Raw genomic sequence first — 16,228 nt, 5'->3', positions numbered from 1 at the left:
TCAAGAAAGGGGTTCAGGATGCCCGCGATCGTGGAAAAGCCTCGACCCGTGAGCTTCACCGCCGAGCAGACCGAGGGTGAGGAAAAGACCAAGTCGGTGGTCAAGGCACTGCTGCTCATGGACGCCTTCCAGGACAGCACCGAGCCGCTCGGGCTCACCACCATCGCCCGGCGCAGCGGCCTCCCGAAGAGCACCACCCACCGCTTCCTGCACTACCTGGAGTCGGTCGGCTTCGTCGAACGAGTGGACGGCAAGTACTGCGTCGGACGCAAAGTGCAGTTGCTGGGGCGCGTGCGCCCGCCCGCACGAACTCGACATGCTCCGCAATGACGCGCTTCCCTACCTCAGCGCGCTCTTCGCACGCTCGGAACTCTCGGTCTGCCTCGGGGTGCTGCACGGATCCGAGATCAAGCTGGAGATCAAGATCCAATCGCACCACGGCTTCAAGACGCCGACGCGGGCCGGAGAACGGATCAACGCGACCTCGACGTCGCTGGGCAAGGCGATCCTGGCCTTCAGCCCGCCATCGGTGGTCGAGTCCTACATCGCCTGCGGACTGCCCCGGGCGACCCGCTACTCCGTGGTCGACCCTGATGCATTCCGTGCCGAACTGCACGAGATCCGTCTTCGCGGGTTCGCGGCGGATCGGGAGGAGTCCCGCCTCGGGATCGTCTCGGTCGCTGCTCCCGTCATCGTCAACGGCGCGCCCCAGGCCGCGGTCTCGGTGTCCGGGCGCAACCGGTTCGATGTCGGTCGGCTTATCCAGGAGGTCACCCAGGCAGCGCGGACGATCGCCGAGATCCGCACCGCGCACACCGCCCCCGCGGACATGCGCAGCGCCTCCGCGTAGGAGCGCCGCCTCCGCCGTCACCTTGCCGCTCTTGCCAGCCTCCGAAGGAACCCAGATGCCCGAGGCAACCGCCGCACCGCATCCACGTCGACGGCGCCGCGCCGGTGAGGACGCACGGCGCCGGGTGCTGGCCGCCGCCTACGAGATCGTCTCCGAGAGAGGCTATGACGGCACCACGCTTGCGCTGATCACCGAGCGCTCCGGCCTGAAACCCGGCTCGGTCTACTGGCAGTTCACCGGCAAGGAAGAGATCATGGCGGCGGTCGTCGACCACAGTTACGCCGAATGGCTGGAGGCGATCCTCCGGATCGACGACCGGTTCGCGACCGAGATGCCGCGGTGCCAGGCGGCCCTGTCCGCACCGGATCTGGCCACCCGGATCGATGCGGCGGTCACGCGGGCCTTCTACCAGCTACGCCGGGGCATGATCGACCAGCCGGCCTTCTGGCAGCTCGGCATCACGCTCGCGCTGGTGCCCAAGGCCATCACGATCCCCGCCCGTGACCGATACCAGGTCGCGCGTGAGCACAACGAGAGCCGAATCGCCGCCCGCTGGGTGCAGATCATCGACCCGGGCACCGATCCGACCGCACCACCGGAGGACCTGCAGCAGGAGGCGAATCGGATCGCGCGGGTGTGGCGTGCCCACGCCGACGGGCTGCTGATCCTCACCCACACCGTCGGGCTGGACGCGATCGACGAACTCGCCGAACCGATGCACGCCGCGATGGCCGCCGCGGCGACCAGGATCCTCGCGCACCGGCTCTGAGCCCCGCTCGACGGCCGGTTCGGTTCAACGGCGGGGATCGGCGATGTGGTCCCACAGACCGGTGAGCTGCAGCAACTGTTCGTCGCGCCACCGGACCCTGGCTTCCCAATCCGCCATCGGCAGGATCGCGCGACGCTGCCGCACCGCCTCGGCCACCAGCTCCGGCGTCCACGGGTCGTCCTGCCCGCGCTCGGCACCCATCCGCGCGTACGCGGGGCCCATCTTCTCGGCGTGCGAGGCCAGCCCGCCGCGGGTGTTCAGATCGGCGGTCTCGAACGGGCCCATGATGCTCCAGCGCCTGCCGAGCCCGCTGCGCATCACCTCGTCGACATCGGCCAGCGTCGCCACGCCGTCGCGCACCAGGCAGTAGGCCTCACGCAAGACCGCACCCTGCAACCGGTTGAAGATGAATCCCTCCGGCTCGTGGCGCACCAGCACCGGCCGGAGGCCGGCGGCGCGGTAGAGCTGCTCAGCGCGCCCGAGCACGGACTCGCAGGTGCGCGGCGAGGGCACGAGTTCGATGATCGGCAGCACGTAGGGCGGGTTCGCTGGATGGGCGACCAGGAGCCGTCGCGCGACCGACGGATCGAGCCCGTCGGCCAACCGGCTGGGTGTGATCGCCGAGCTGGAACTGGCCAGTACGGCTGTCGGCGCCGCCGCGGCGGCCTCGCGGAACAGCCGCTGTTTGAGCTCCAGTTTCTCCGGCGCACATTCCTGGATCAGCTCGACCTCACGGAGTGCCTCGGTCAGATCGTGGGTGAAACCGATCCGGGCGCGTACGACCTCGGGCGCTTCGGTCAGCACGCCTGCACCGGCCAGCAGCCCGAGGCGGTCATCGAGTTCCGCCGATCCGCGCGGCAGCGCCTCTTCTATCGGATCCCACACCTGTACCTCGAGTCCGGACGCGGCGAACCTGATCGCGAACGCGATGCCGATCGATCCCGCTCCGGCGATCGCCACCCGCTTCGGCGCGGTCGTCATGCGAGGCTCCCTTCGGATACGGTGCCGCCCTGGACGGCAGTGCTGTCGAACGAAGTGCCGTCCTCGAACGCCGCGATCTTCGCGGCCGCCGTCTCGGCGACGGCGAGCAGCCGCTGTGCTCGGGCGGCGGCCTCCTCGCGCGTCAGACCGGCCGCGCCGTCGCCGAGTTGGCTCAGCTTGAGAGTCAGCCGGACCCGGCCCGCGCGGTCCCGCAGCGGGGCGAGCATCGAGACGACGCGCTGGGCCCGGTCGTCCGGAAGGTCGGCCACCCGGTATCTGGACAGCGCGGCGCGGATCGCGTGTTCCACCGCACGCTGACGGGCCGGTGTCACCGCGTCGGTGCCGTAGTCGCGTAATGCGCCCGCCAGCTCGCCGTCGCCGCCGGAGGCATCGGCCAGCGAATAGACCCAGCCCTGCGCACGGGCCAGTTCGAGCCGGCTCATGAGCTCGGCGCGCTGCGCCTCGTCGAGGCCGCGGGTGCGCCCGAGCCACCACTGCACGACGTCGTCGCCCTCCCAGGCCACGAACAGCTCGCCGACCGGGGCCATCAGCGGGTAGCGCGAGCCGAGCACGGTACGCGTGGTCAGGCCGGGGCCCGCGACCGAGGCGACCGCGACCACGTCGTCGCCGATCCGCGCCAAGGCGGTCACCTCGGCACCCGTTTCATGGGCGAGGCTGTCCATCTCCGCCCGCACGGCCTGTGCCGTATTGACGCTCTCGACCAGCTCGTGGTCGGTGGGCACCATGAACGAGCCCGGCGTGAAGCCGCCGAACCCACCCTGGAAGAAGACCAGCGGCGCGACGCTGCGATGCACACCGAGCGACTGCACCTCGCCGAAGACGATGAAGTGGTCCCCCTTCTCGTCGATCGAGTGGATCCGGCAGTCGATGGAGGCGAGGACGCCGGCCAGCAACGGGGAGCCGTTGGACGACGGGCCCCAGGAGACACCGGCGAACTTGTCCTCCCCCCGGCGCATCAGTGCGCGGCACACCGTTTCCTGGTCGTGTGCCAGGACGTTCACGGTGAAGACCGGCGAGGTCCGCAGCCGCGCGAAGGTGTAGCTGTCGCGCTGCGGCATGAAGGCGACGAGCGGCGGGTCCAGCGACACCGACGTGAACGTGCCGACGATCATTCCCACAGGCGAACCGTCCACCATCGCGGTCACGACCGCGACGCTGGTGGGACAGTGCCCGAGGGTCTCACGGAAGAGGGTCGGATCGACCTCGGTCTCCGGCTGGCTCGGCATGCTGTCTCCTCACGGGTCGTCGATGCGGAACGACTGGGCTCCAGCGATCACTTCAATCCAGCCGCGCCGACCGGATCAATCGGCCGTTCCCCGCGCGTGGAACAGCGGCCGGGAAGCGGGTCCCCGCGCTGCGTCCGCTCAACCATCCCGCGATGGGCGTGGTCCGGCCGGCGAACAAACTCACCCAGCACGGTGATCACCTCGAGGCAGGCGGCATCATCCTGGCCGGCTCGTTCACCCAGCCGTTCTCTCACTGAGCCTTGCGGCGCTTCGGGTCGAGCAGGCTCTGGCAGGCATCACCCACGATCACGAACGCGTACACCGTCAGGCCGATGGCCACGCCGGGGATGAAGACCTGCAGCGGCTCCACGGAGATGAAGGTGTAAGCCCGGTTGAGCAGCGACCCCCATGAGGCCGTCGGCGCCTGCACGCCCAGACCCAGGAAGCTCAGCGACGCCTCGGCGAGCATCGCGGCACCCATGGTGATCGACAATTGCACGATCACCGGCTGGATCATGTTCGGCAGCAGATGTCGCAGGATGATCGCGCGGAGTCCACGAGCGCCGAACGAGCGCGCGGCCTCGATGTAGGTGGCCTCCTTGACCGACAGTGTCTGGGCCCGCGCCAGCCTGGCGATCGTCGGTGACATGACCACCCCGACCGTGGCCATCGAAGTGACCAGGCCCGGCCCGACGATCGCGACGATGGCGATCGAGAGCACGATATTGGGGAACGACAGCAGCGCGTCGACGAAGCGCATGAAGACCGTGTCGACCCAACCGCCGAGATAGCCGGTGAGAACGCCCAGCGGCAAGCCGATCACGACCGCGACCACCGTGGCGATCAGGCCCGCCAGGACGCTGATCCGGGTGCCGTAGATCAACCTGGACAGGATGTCGCGGCCGATGTCGTCGGTGCCGAGCAGGTGCGCTCCGCCAGGCCCCTGCAGCACAGCGTTCAGGTCCTGCGCGTTCGGGTCGTACGGCGCGATGAATTCGGCGCCCACGATGAGCACCAGCACCACGCCCAGGATCAGCAGACTGAGGATGACAGGAATCGACGGCCAGGTCCTGCGCGCCCGCACGGCCGGCGGCTGTTCCGGTGGCGCCGACTTCGTCAGCGCGTTCTCAGGGTTGCTCACAGACGACATCACGCGATCCTGGGGTCGAAGACACGGTAGAGGAAGTCGACGATCAGGTTGGTGGTCAACACGATGATCGCCATCACGAAGACGACGCCTTGCACGACCGGGTAGTCGCGCTGGTTGGTGGCATCGACGATCAGCGAGCCGAGCCCGGCCACGCCGAAGACCATCTCGACGACGACGGCGCCGGCCAGGAACCGGTTGATCTGGCCGCCCAGCACGGTCAGCAAAGGAAGGCTGGAGTTGCGCAGCGCGTGCCGCCAGACCACCGCGCCTTCACCGAGGCCCTTGGCCCGGTGGGTGCGGATGAAGTCCGCCTCCAAGTTCTCGATCATCGCGCCACGGACCTGACGCGAGATCTCGGCCGCGCCGACCAGACCGAGCGCAAAGGCAGGCAGAGTGAGGGTGCGGATGGACTCCACCGGATCGACAGCGAACGGCACCGCACCCGTCGCCGGGAACCACCCGAGGGTCAGCGAGAAGACCACGACCAGCATCATGCCGAGCCAGAAGTTGGGCACCGCGATACCGAAGCTGCTGATGGTGGTCATCGCGGTGTCCATGGCCCGCCCGCGGTTCCGCGCGGCGATCACGCCGGCCGGGACGCCGATCAGAGCGGCGATGATCAGGGCCATCACGGTGAGCTGGAAGGTGATCGGCAGACGCTCCATGACCAGGGAAGTGACGCTCTGGCCGTTGAGCAGCGAAGAGCCGAGGTCACCGGTGAAGGCGCCGCCGGTCCAGTGCAGGAACTGCTGCACGGTCGGATCGTTGAGGCCGAGCTGTTCACGGATGGCCGCGAGCCGCTCCGGGGAGGCGTTGTCGCCCGCGATGAACGAGGCGACGTCGCCGGGGACCAGCCGCTGCAGCATGAAGATGATGAAGACAGCCAGGATGACGGTCGGTATGTAGATCCCGATCCTGATCAGGATGGCGCGGACCTTCACGAGATCACCGCCTCCTTTCGCGACGAGTGCGCCGCCGGACCGGAAGCCCGGCCGGCGCCACGCAGTTCGAGCTGGGTAGCGAAGTGACAGAGAGCCGCACGCTCGGCATCGCCGACCTGCTCAGGTGTCGTGGTGGAACAGATCGCCTGTGCGTACGGGCACCGGGTATGGAACCGGCATCCCGGCGGCGGATCGAGCGGACTGGGGATCTCTCCTTTGAGGATGATCTGGGCACCGGTCCGCCTGCTCTTCGGCACCGCCTTGGGCTGCGCCGAGAACAACGCCTCGGAATAGGGGTGGAAGGGTCGCTCGACCAATGCGTCCGTGTCCGATATCTCGACAACGTTGCCGAGGTACAGGACAGCCACCCGATCCGCGAGATAGGTGACCACGGACAGATCGTGGCTGACGAACAGGATGCTCAGGCCGAACTCGTCGCGCAGGTCCTGCAGCAGATTGAGGATGCCGGCCTGGAGCGCCACGTCCAGCGCGGCCACCGACTCGTCACAGATCAGCAACTCGGGATCGGTGGTCAGGGCACGAGCGATGCAGGCACGCTGCTTCTGACCGCCGCTGAGCTGGTGTGGGTAGCGCCGGGCGTGGCTGAGGTCGAGTCCGACCCGCTCGATCAACGCCAGCGCGCGCTGCTCGCGCTCGGCCTTCGGCATGTCACCCACCACGTCGAGCGGCTCGCGCACACTCTGCAGGATCGTGCGCCGCGGGTCGAGGGCGCTGTGTGGATCCTGGAAGACCATCTGCATGCCGGTGCGGGCCGCGCGACGCGCCTTGGTGCTCATCCCGGCGAGGTCCTCGCCCTTCCAGCGGACCTCTCCTGTCGAAGGGACGAGTCCCAGGATCGCGCGCGCGAGAGTGGACTTGCCCGAACCGGACTCGCCGATCAAGCCGACGATCTCCCCCCGCCCGATCTCCAGCTCGACACCGTCGACAGCGTTGACCACCCGGCCTCGGCCGACCGGGAAGGTCACACGCAGGTCGCTCACCCTGAGCAATGGTGCGCTCATCCTCGTGCTCCAATCAGTGCGGGCTCGGTCGCCCTGATGCATCGGGCGTTGTGCGCGGGGCCGACCTGGAGCAGCGCGGGCTGCCCCTCCGAACACGCTTCGACGGCATATCCGCACCGTGGCTGGAAGCTGCACCCGGGCAGCGTCTCCCCCGGCCGTGGCACACGGCCGGGGATGCTGGCCAGCCGGTGCCCGCGCGAGTGCGGCTCGGGCAGTGCCGCCAGCAGCCCAGCCGTGTACGGGTGCCGCGGCGCGTCGATGACGTCGTCGACCTCGCCCGACTCGACCACGCGGCCGTTGTACAGGGTGTAGACCCGTGCGGCGACCTCGGCGACGACCCCCAGATCGTGAGTGATCATCAGGATGGCGGTGCCGTGCTCGCGGGACAGCTGCTGGAAAAGGCGCAGCAGCTGGGCTTGGATGGTGACGTCGACGGCTGTGGTCGGCTCGTCGGCGACGATCAGGCGAGGCTCGCAGGCCAGTGCCAGTGCGATGGCGACCCGCTGGCGCATGCCGCCGCTCATCTCGTGCGGATAGGCCGAGAAGCGCCTGCCCGGGTCGGCGATGCCGACCGAGTCGAGGAGATCGACGGCCCGGCTCCTGGCGGCCTTCTTGTTCAGCGGCAGGTGCGCCCGCAGCGTTTCGACAAGCTGCGCGCCGACCGTGTAGACGGGGTCCAGCGCGGTCATCGGCTCCTGGAAGACCATCGCGATCTGCGACCCGCGAACGTCGCGCCACTGGCGCGGGGTCAGTGACAGCAGATCCTGACCATCCAGCTCGACGCGGCCTGCGACGTGCGCGGCACGCGGGTCCAGCAGGCCCATGACGGATAGACCCGTAACCGTCTTGCCGCTGCCGCTCTCGCCGACGAGGCAGACCGTCTCCCCCTCATCGACGTGCATGCTGACGCCGGAGACCACTTCCACGCGGCGCGCGGGATCCTCACCGAAGGAAATGGTCAGATCCTCGACCTCGAGGAGCCGCCGGGCGCGGGCGGAACTCGGGGTGCTGCTCATGACTGACATGTCCGCCTGCATTCAGTCGCCGACCGTGGTACCGACGAAGCGGTTCGGGCCGACGAGTGAGATCTCGAAGCCGTGGACGTCGTCGGTCATCGCGGCGGAGACCTTGGTGAACGACAGCGGCACGTTGGGGGCATCGGCGAAGATGAGCCGCCCGGCCTCGATGACGTCGGCGGTCTGGTCCTGGGCGACCGCGGCGCGGCTCATGATCTCCCGCAGGCCGGGGATCTCACGCTTGCCGCCGTTGTAGTAGGCGTCCGGCTGGAACAGCTGCTGATAGGTCTGGATCGGGTCGAGGCGGCCGCCCCAGTAGGAGATCAGCGCGTCACCCTGATGGTCGATGAAGAAGCCGTTGCCTGCCGAGACCACATCACGGGTGGTGACCGAGACGTTCACGCCGATCTGCGCCCACGCCTGCTGCAGGATCTCCGCCACCCGGGTCCGGCTCGGCGCGGCGACGAGCTCCAGGGTCAGCCCTTCCTTTCCTGCCTCCTTCATCAGACTTTTTGCCTTGTCGAGATCGAAGCCGTAGGTGTAGCTCTCACCCGGGTAGCTCGCCGAAGACGACGGGAAGTACCCGCTGGCCGGCTCACCGAGACCGAAGTAGGCGGCCTTGACCAACTCCTCGCGGTTGACGGCGAGGTTCAGGGCGGTGCGGACCCGCGTGTCGTCCAGGCCTGGACGCGAGCTGTCCAGGTAGACCTGGTCGACGTAGTTCGTCGACTCGGAAAGCACCTTGAGGTTGGGACGGCTGCTCAGCCCGCCGACATTGGCGACCGGGACCTCGGCGATCATGTCGACCTGGCCGGACAGCAGCGCGTTGGTGGCGGTCTGGGCGTCGGGGATGATCTTGAAGTCGAGTTCCGGCGCTGTCTTCAGGTCCTTGTTCCAGTAGCCCTCGTACCGGGTGAGGTCGATCTCGGAGCCGCGGCTCCAGCTCTCCAGCCGGTAGGCGCCCGCGCCGACCGGCTGCTGACCGAAGTCGTTGCCGTTGGCCTTCGCGGCGGTCGGCGAGACCAGCATGCCCGCGCGATCGGCGAACACGGCGAGCAGTGTCGGTGCCGGCGCGCTGAGTGCGAGTGTGACCGTGCTCGGATCGACGACCTCGACACCCGCGATCGCGGTGAGATAGCTGGCCTGGGTGGAGATGCCGGACTTGGCCCGGTCGATGTTGAACTTGACCGCCTCGGCATCGACCGGGGTGCCGTCCTGGAAGGTGACGCCGCCGCGAATCTTGAACGTGAGCGACGTGGCGTCCTGCGCCCAGCTCTCCGCGATGCCCGGCATGGGCGCACCGGTCTTGGTGTCGTAGCTGACCAGCGTGTCGTACATCGTGTGCAGGATCGGCACCTCCGGGCCGACACCACTGCGCAGCGGGTCCATGGTCGAGACATCGGTATGGGACGAGATGCGCAGCTCGCCGTTGGTCGACGTTGATCCCGCGGAACCGCAGGCGGTCAGGGTCGCGGCAGTGGTGACTGCGATGGCGGCGACAGCAGCCATCGACAAGGACTTGGCCATGAAGACCTCTCCTCAAGAGAAGGGGAATGGAAAATGCACGGGCAGGGGCCCGCAGGTGTTCGGGTAGGGGCGAGGCGGGCCGATCAGACCCGGCCGACGCTCGGCCTGCGGCCGATCAGAGCCACCGGTGACCCCAATACGAACCAACCGGTATGTTACGAACCTCGTGGCTGTCCCAGTCCATCGCGACCCCGCCGAAGCCGTACTCGATCGTGAAGCCGGCGGGCGTCCGGAGATAGAAGGAGATCACCTCGTCGTTGACGTGTCTGCCGAGCGTGCGGGCCAGCAGCCCGTCCTGGAGCGCTCGGTCGAGTTGGCGCCCCAGATCGTCGATGCTGCGCACCTCGAGCATGAAGTGCCGCAGACCGCCCAGCGGGGGCAGCTCCCCCATCGCCAAGCTGTGCTGACGACTGTTCGGGGTATGCAGGAAGTGGACTCGAACCCGCTTCTCCTCGGTCTCACGACGGAAGAAGTCGGAGTACTCGAAGCCCATCACCTCCTGGTAGAAGCGCAGCGTCTCGTCATAGGCGTTCGGAACGGGCACGACGACGTGGCCCATGCCCATGTCACCGATGACGAAACCGCTGACGCCCGCGGGCGAGACGAACGGAGCAGCCGCCATGGTGCGGCCCCAGAACACCTCGTGGACGTTGCCCTCCGGGTCGCGGATCTCGAAGTACTCCTCGACCAGCCGGCTGTCGGCCTCCGCGCGCGTGGCCTCTCTGACCTCGACACCCAGACAGCGGGCATGCTCGAGTGAAGCCAGATAGTCGGCACGGTTCAACGTCATCCACCCAGCGGCGAGATAGCGGTCCTCGGGGTGGTCGACGACGTAGACACGGCTGTCGATCTCGTCCAGCCGGACCCGCAGGGTGCCGTCGGGCGCCTCGGTGACCATCGCACCGATGTTGCGCTCGAAAAGCTGCCGCCACTCGTCCTTGGCCGGTGTGCCGACGACGATGTAACCGAGTTCTGCAATCTTCATGCGCCGGCCTCAGACCGTCTTGTCGAGTTGCAGGCCGTCGCCCTTCAGCCAGGAGATCGTCCGGAAGTTGAACTCCTCGGGGACCTCGAACTGGGCCCAGTGGTCGACACCTGCCAGTTCCCAGAGGGTCACGTGCGGATTGAGCTCGGCGATCTTGTAGGCATTGTCGAGGAACATGGTCGGCTTGTCGACGGAGGCGACGACCAGGATCTCGTTCGGCAGCTCCGCCCACTCCTCCCAGGTCAGCGCGTCGACTCCCTTGGGCGTGAGCAGGTGTGGCATCGCCTCCTGCAGCGCGGGATTGCGATAGATGTCGAGCCGGATGCCGATCAGGTCGTCGATGAGGACACCTTTGTCGAGCACCAGGTTCTCGAAGACGAACCGGATGCTGTCCCAGGTGGGATCCGCCGATGCCTTGGACCGGCGATCGATGAGTTCCTGAGCGTTCTTCTGGTACGCCACCGGGTCGGTGATGATGCCCGCAGGAGCGACCGAGACGATCTTGCCGACCCGGCCCGGGTAGTCCTGGGCGATCCGCGCCGCGACGAACGAACCCAGCGAGACACCGACCACGTCGGCGCGGTCCAAGCCGACCGCGTCCATGAACGCGACGACGTGCTCGGCGTAGCGGCGCGGCGTGTAGGGGTAGTCGGGCTTGTCCGTCCAGCCGCATCCGAGCATGTCGAGCACGTAGACGCGGAAATGCTCCGCGTAGGCGGCGATATTGGCGGAGAAGTTCTCGATGCTGCCCGCGGTGCCGTGCAGCAGCAGCAACGGCGGCGCATCGGGGCTGCCCGCGGTCAGATAGCGGGTACCCAAGCCCGCCGCATCGATGTAGCCGAGCGCGTGCGGGGTCTTGTACAGGTACTTCCAGATGCTCCGGTACTCGCCGGGCTCGCCGTCGGGACGGTAGCGCCCCGCCTCGGCGTGCTCGTTCAACTCGGTGATGCTCATGTGCTGTATTCCTCTTCCCTCACCGCCATGCAGTGTGCTGTGCAACATCTTGGACGGGCAGTGGGGCAGGTAACCGGGAGCCGTTCCACACGTGGGGAACAAATGCACGACCGATTTGCGAGGGCGGTTCCTCCGCATTTGCCGGAGGGCGGATCACCGGATTTCCGCTGGATGAAGTGATGGTTGCAGAGAGCCGAGGGCAAGAAAAACGACGCCGCCCTCATCTGCCTGGCACGCCGACGCTGCGACGTCCTGTTCGCCATGCTCCGCAACAAACAGCCCTACCGCACACCTGCAGCACGCAAGTCACCCCGATAACCCTCGGAACGCGCTGGTGACCGCAGCGGCGGACGGCTATCAGGCTCGTGATCTTCGCTGCGTGCACTTCGACCAGGATCGGTGAATGTCCGGCTTCGGATGGGCGATATCGACACAGTGGAGTGGGTGTGGACTCTGCGGCGGCAGACCAACCCCGGCCCGGGCGGCATGGCTGACAAGGGTACGAAGGGCACGCGGTCTCGGGTCGTCCCGATCATCGAGGACTCGCGCCCGATCGTGCACGACGAATCGAAGCCGCGACCGGTCGCTCCGATGCCCGGCTGTTCGTCGGCCCTCGCGGCGATCCCCTGCTACACCACCTATTCGAACTCGACCGTGGCCGTTCCGCCGACCGCACCGAATTCGGGCCGCCGTGTCACCCGGTTCAGCACGGGTCCGCGCCACCTCGGCAACCGGCCTGCCATGCGCAGATCATCGAGATCAGAGAGCTGCGCCGATCCGCTCCGAGAACTCGACGAGCCGGTTGGAGAAGCCCCACTCGTTGTCGTACCAGCCGTGCACTTTGACCTGGCGGCCGATGGCCTGGGTCAGCGGCGCGTCGTAGATGGACGAGTGGGGATTGCCGACGATGTCGGCGGAGACCAGGGGCGCCTGCGAATACTGCAGATAACGCCGAAGCCGCGGGGAGGCGGCGGCCTCGCGGAACGCAACGTCGACCTCTTCGACGCCGGCACTGTCGCGGAGCACGACGGTGAGGTCGGTGAGCGATCCGACGGGCACGGGCACTCGCAGCGCGGCGCCGGTGAGACGCCCGTCGAGCTCGGGCAGCACCTTGCCGATCGCGCTCGCCGCACCCGAGGAAGCCGGGATGGTCGAGACGGCTGCCGCTCGCGCGCGCCGCAGGTCGGAGTGCGGGGCATCGTGCAGGCGCTGATCGCTGGTGTAGGCGTGGACGGTCGTCATGAGACCTGACTCGATCCCGAAGGCCTCGTGGAGCACTTTTGCCAGGGGCGCAAGGGAATTCGTGGTGCAGGAGCCGTTGGAGAAGACATCGTGGCCGTCCAGGTCGAGCCCCTCGTCGTTGACCCCCAGGACGACAGTGGGAACGTCGCCCTCGGCCGGCGCGGAGATGAGGACTTTCCTGGCTCCGCCCCGGAGGTGGGCCGTGGCCGCGGTCCCGTCGGTGAACCGGCCGGTGGACTCGATGACCACATCGGCCCCGACCTCACCCCACGGGATGCCCGCCGGATCGGGTTCGGCGAAGACGGTGATCCGCCCGCCCTGGACATCGAGTGTGTCACCGTCCACCGCGACGCCGTCGAGATGTCCGGAGATGGAGTCCCATTCGAGCAGCGTGGCCAGCGTCCGGGTATCGGCGAGATCGTTGACGGCGACCACTTCGACGTCGGCTTCGCCCGCCAGCGCGGCACGCAGATAGCTGCGCCCGATCCGCCCGAACCCGTTGATCCCGATCCGTACCGTCATGCTTTCGTTTCCTTCTCTCGGTGTTCGGCAGAGTCACGGGCCGGCCCGGCGGCGGCCCTGAGCAAATCGAGCGCTCCGGCCCGCGCGGCGTCGAAAGGCCCGGGATCCTGCTGGGCGATCGCGAGCACATAGCCGCCCTGCAGGACGGCCATCAGGGTGTGGGCGAGCCGCTCCGGGTCGAGATCGTCGCGAAGCTCACCCACGTCGATCGCCTCGCGCAACACCTTCACCCACGTGACATGCACCTGCGAGAACGCACGCGCCACCGGAGCGAGCAGCACCGGATCCTGACGCACCTGCGAGTCCTGCGTCATGCGGCCCACCTTGCATCCCTTGAGGGCGTCCCGCGGACGCATCAGGTATGCCTCGATCCGCGCCAGCGGGCTGCCCTCGGTCCCGTCCAGCTCGGTCGCGGCGGGCAGCAGATCGGCCACATTGCGTTCCAGCGCCGCCAGCGCCAGATCCCGCTTCGTCGGGAAGTGGTGATACATGCTGCCCTGCCCCACGCCGGACCGCTCCCGCACGTCACGAGGGCTCGTATCGGCGTAGCCGCGCTCCCACATCAACTCGCTCATCGACTCGACGAGCCGCTCCCGTGAACCCATGCCGCGACGATAAACCTACTAGTAGGTACAGCACAAGCCTGCGCGCACCGGACGCTTGCACGCTTCGCGGAATCGTCGAACGACTCCACGTATCCGACGAACTTCTTGCGAAACGAGTCGGCGGCGATCTTGCGGCTTGCTCGCGGCATCGGCTGATACCCGATAAGGTGGCTCGTTGCTCATCCCTCGCAGAGCATCGCGCTCAGCCGTCACCGTCCGATCGCGTGTCGGTGCCGAATGCGTCGAAACGCTGCGTGCAGCGCTCGTAGACGGCATGCAGCATGATGATCATGCACGCGAAGATCGGTACGGTCAGTAACTCCCAGTCGTCTTCTCCGGCCAGCAGAGCCGCACTTGCCGCCAAGACCGCATAGGCCGAGAAGAAGAGCGTGCGAACGACGACCAGTGACGCGCCGACGGGCGGGGTACGCCAGCTCACCGCGATCGCCACCACCTGCGCGACCAGCGCGTAGCCGATTGCGGCGCGCTGGACGACACCGAGACCGGCCCACTCCGCTACCTGGGTGGACAGGAGACCGCACCCGATCGCGGTTGGAATCGCAGCGTACAGAGCGAATCCGAATATTCGGACGCGTAGTTCCCACGCGCGCACTCGCGCCGGGTCCACATCGGCCATGTCTATGCGATCTTCCAGCCGGACTTGTCGTCGCCTTCGACCGACGCGTCGTTGAAGCTCGTTGCCTGCTGATGTCGAGGCGATCCCCGCCCGCGCGCTCCTCTCACCGCGGTTGCGATCAACCCGAGACCGGCAGCCGTAAGAAGGCGTCGGTGACGTGCTGATCGCCGAGATCGGCGTAGATCGCGGTCTGTGCGGCCGGCGGCAGGGTATGCATGATCTCGCGCACCCGCGCCTGACGACGGCCCACGGCCTGACGCACCGGCATGCCCGGGGTAGCCCGCATCTGCGGAATAATGCCCTCCACCTCCTCGGCGCCGCCGTGATGATGACCGGCATCCACCATCGCCTGCTCGCGCGCCATCTGCGCCTCGTCCTTCTCCTCCGACATACCGATCGGACCGATCATCCGGCCGTTGAGGAACTGCTTCACCACCGGCTCATCCGAGGTCAGCAACACCTCACGCGGACCGAACATCACCAACTGACGGCGGAACAACATGCCGATGTTGTCGGGCACCGTCCGCGCCAGATTGATGTTGTGGGTCACGATCAGGATCGTCGCGTCGATCTGCGCGTTGATATCGATCAACAACTGCGACAGATACGAGGTACGCACCGGATCCAGACCCGAGTCCGGCTCGTCGACCAGAATGATCTGCGGATCCAACACCAACGCCCGCGCCAACCCCGCACGCTTGCGCATACCACCGGAGATCTCCCCCGGCAGCTTGCCCTCCGCACCCAGCAGACCCGTGAGCTCCAGCTTCTCCATCACGATCGCCCGGATCTCCGACTCCGACTTCTTCGTGTGCTCACGCAGCGGGAAGGCGACATTGTCGAACAGGTTCATCGACCCGAACAACGCACCGTCCTGGAACAACACCCCGAACAGCTTGCGGATCTCGTAGAGCTCGGAGTTCGAACACGTCGTGATGTCGGTGTCACCGATGAAGATCGACCCCCGCTCCGGCCGCAACAGCCCGATCAGCGACTTCAGGAACACCGACTTACCCGTACCCGACGGACCGAGCAGGGCGCTGACCTCACCGGCGGGAATCGTGAGCGACACATCCTGCCAAATACGCTGCGAACCGAAAGACTTGGTAACTCCCTCGGTCCTGACCTCCACACCCACAATGAATCCCTTTCTCGAATGTCAGCGCGGCGCCCCGCCACCGAGGGCGGAATCGATACCGCTGATCTCGGTGATGGCCCAGTTCCGGCTGCTGTCGATGTCGAGCTTGTAGGTCGCCGTGGACTGCACGCCGTCGGGCGCCTGCACGTTCTTGGTGAGCACATCGACGAAGCAGACGACCCGGAAGACTCCGTTGGACTCCGATTCCACCTTCGCCGCGATCGGCCGGGCACTGGACGACCACTGCATCGGGCCGATCAACTGCTCCATCGAGGTGGCGGCCTGGGTCAGGCGGGTCGTGAGCTCGGGCGTGGTGTTGGCGGTCAGCCTGCCGCGCCACTCCTGCGTGTTCTCGAAACTCATCTGCGCCGCGCCGGTGGCGTAATCGAGCGCCACCTGCTCGGCGCGGTGTTGATCGGCGGCGGCCGCGTCACGACGATCCAATTCCGCTGCCGCGGAATACCACTGCCAGCTCAGCAACGCGATGACCGCTGCGGTGACCAGGGTCGCGACGCCGGCGAGGACGGTCCGCGCGGGCATGGTCCGCCGCGCCGTGGACTCACGGCCGGTGTGCTGTTCGTGTGCGGTCTCGTGCTCGACGACCGTGGCGGCCGATGACTTCTCCGGCATCAACCTGCTCCT

General features: G+C 67.4%; 17 protein-coding genes. 3 read left to right on the top strand and 14 right to left on the bottom strand.

Translation table 11 applies throughout. The annotated features are described in order from the left end of the window. Window positions 1-48: 48 nt before the first annotated feature. The 3 genes from ON26_RS31570 to ON26_RS31565 are packed head-to-tail and all read left to right on the top strand — an operon-like array spanning window position 49 to window position 1,619. A complete protein-coding gene (locus ON26_RS31570; protein WP_157171846.1) occupies window positions 49-330 on the top strand; it encodes a helix-turn-helix domain-containing protein in 282 nt (93 codons plus the stop codon). Continuing rightward, window positions 317-850, top strand: a complete 534-nt coding sequence (locus tag ON26_RS10345) for an IclR family transcriptional regulator (protein ID WP_051026903.1) — start codon at window positions 317-319, stop codon at window positions 848-850. The genes ON26_RS31570 and ON26_RS10345 overlap by 14 nt, the downstream gene beginning before the upstream one ends. Before the next feature lie 55 nt (window positions 851-905). Then, window positions 906-1,619, top strand: a complete 714-nt coding sequence (locus tag ON26_RS31565; RefSeq protein WP_157171845.1) for a TetR/AcrR family transcriptional regulator — start codon at window positions 906-908, stop codon at window positions 1,617-1,619. Between the two features lie 24 nt (window positions 1,620-1,643). On the opposite strand, the gene ON26_RS10335 is transcribed toward ON26_RS31565, so the two are convergent. From ON26_RS10335 to ON26_RS10265, 14 genes are all read right to left on the bottom strand, one after another. After that, window positions 1,644-2,600, bottom strand: a complete 957-nt coding sequence (locus ON26_RS10335; RefSeq protein ID WP_040795799.1) for a 3-hydroxyacyl-CoA dehydrogenase — start codon at window positions 2,598-2,600, stop codon at window positions 1,644-1,646. Beyond that, on the bottom strand, window positions 2,597-3,847 hold the full coding sequence (locus ON26_RS10330; protein ID WP_051026901.1) for a flavin reductase: 1,251 nt from the start codon (window positions 3,845-3,847) through the stop codon (window positions 2,597-2,599). Before ON26_RS10330 ends, ON26_RS10335 begins: the two co-directional genes overlap by 4 nt. Before the next feature lie 250 nt (window positions 3,848-4,097). Next, window positions 4,098-4,997 carry an ABC transporter permease gene (locus tag ON26_RS10325; RefSeq protein ID WP_040795798.1) on the bottom strand — a complete coding sequence of 300 codons (900 nt, stop codon included), beginning with the start codon at window positions 4,995-4,997 and terminating at the stop codon, window positions 4,098-4,100. Continuing rightward, entirely contained in the window at window positions 4,997-5,938 is a 942-nt protein-coding gene (locus ON26_RS10320; RefSeq protein WP_040795797.1) for an ABC transporter permease, read from the bottom strand. The genes ON26_RS10325 and ON26_RS10320 overlap by 1 nt, the downstream gene beginning before the upstream one ends. Then, window positions 5,935-6,939: an ABC transporter ATP-binding protein gene (locus tag ON26_RS10315; protein WP_245545798.1), complete on the bottom strand. Its 1,005-nt coding sequence runs from the start codon at window positions 6,937-6,939 to the stop codon at window positions 5,935-5,937. Before ON26_RS10315 ends, ON26_RS10320 begins: the two co-directional genes overlap by 4 nt. Window positions 6,940-6,956: 17 nt before the next feature. Then, on the bottom strand, window positions 6,957-7,976 hold the full coding sequence (locus ON26_RS10310; protein WP_040795856.1) for an ABC transporter ATP-binding protein: 1,020 nt from the start codon (window positions 7,974-7,976) through the stop codon (window positions 6,957-6,959). Window positions 7,977-7,997: 21 nt separating this feature from the next. Continuing rightward, on the bottom strand, window positions 7,998-9,503 hold the full coding sequence (locus ON26_RS10305; protein ID WP_083883990.1) for an ABC transporter substrate-binding protein: 1,506 nt from the start codon (window positions 9,501-9,503) through the stop codon (window positions 7,998-8,000). Window positions 9,504-9,618: 115 nt separating this feature from the next. Further along, window positions 9,619-10,488: a VOC family protein gene (locus tag ON26_RS10295; protein ID WP_040795793.1), complete on the bottom strand. Its 870-nt coding sequence runs from the start codon at window positions 10,486-10,488 to the stop codon at window positions 9,619-9,621. Between the two features lie 9 nt (window positions 10,489-10,497). Then, window positions 10,498-11,442, bottom strand: a complete 945-nt coding sequence (locus ON26_RS10290; RefSeq protein WP_083883989.1) for an alpha/beta fold hydrolase — start codon at window positions 11,440-11,442, stop codon at window positions 10,498-10,500. Window positions 11,443-12,201: 759 nt separating this feature from the next. Further along, entirely contained in the window at window positions 12,202-13,206 is a 1,005-nt protein-coding gene (gene gap / locus ON26_RS10285) for a type I glyceraldehyde-3-phosphate dehydrogenase (protein ID WP_040795792.1), read from the bottom strand. Beyond that, on the bottom strand, window positions 13,203-13,811 hold the full coding sequence (locus ON26_RS10280) for a TetR/AcrR family transcriptional regulator (RefSeq protein WP_040795791.1): 609 nt from the start codon (window positions 13,809-13,811) through the stop codon (window positions 13,203-13,205). Before ON26_RS10280 ends, gap begins: the two co-directional genes overlap by 4 nt. A gap of 202 nt (window positions 13,812-14,013) precedes the next feature. After that, complete coding sequence (locus ON26_RS10275; RefSeq protein ID WP_040795790.1) at window positions 14,014-14,448, bottom strand: hypothetical protein; 435 nt, start codon at window positions 14,446-14,448, stop codon at window positions 14,014-14,016. Between the two features lie 118 nt (window positions 14,449-14,566). Then, a complete protein-coding gene (locus ON26_RS10270; RefSeq protein WP_051026899.1) occupies window positions 14,567-15,589 on the bottom strand; it encodes an ABC transporter ATP-binding protein in 1,023 nt (340 codons plus the stop codon). An 18-nt stretch (window positions 15,590-15,607) separates the two neighbouring features. Then, entirely contained in the window at window positions 15,608-16,216 is a 609-nt protein-coding gene (locus ON26_RS10265) for a hypothetical protein (RefSeq protein ID WP_085998982.1), read from the bottom strand. Window positions 16,217-16,228: the final 12 nt, after the last annotated feature.

The organism is Nocardia higoensis NBRC 100133 (genome assembly GCF_000308595.1).
Lineage (GTDB): Bacteria > Actinomycetota > Actinomycetes > Mycobacteriales > Mycobacteriaceae > Nocardia > Nocardia higoensis.
The sequence above is the reverse complement of the archived record's forward strand: the minus strand, read 5'-3'. Positions and strand labels throughout refer to the sequence as shown.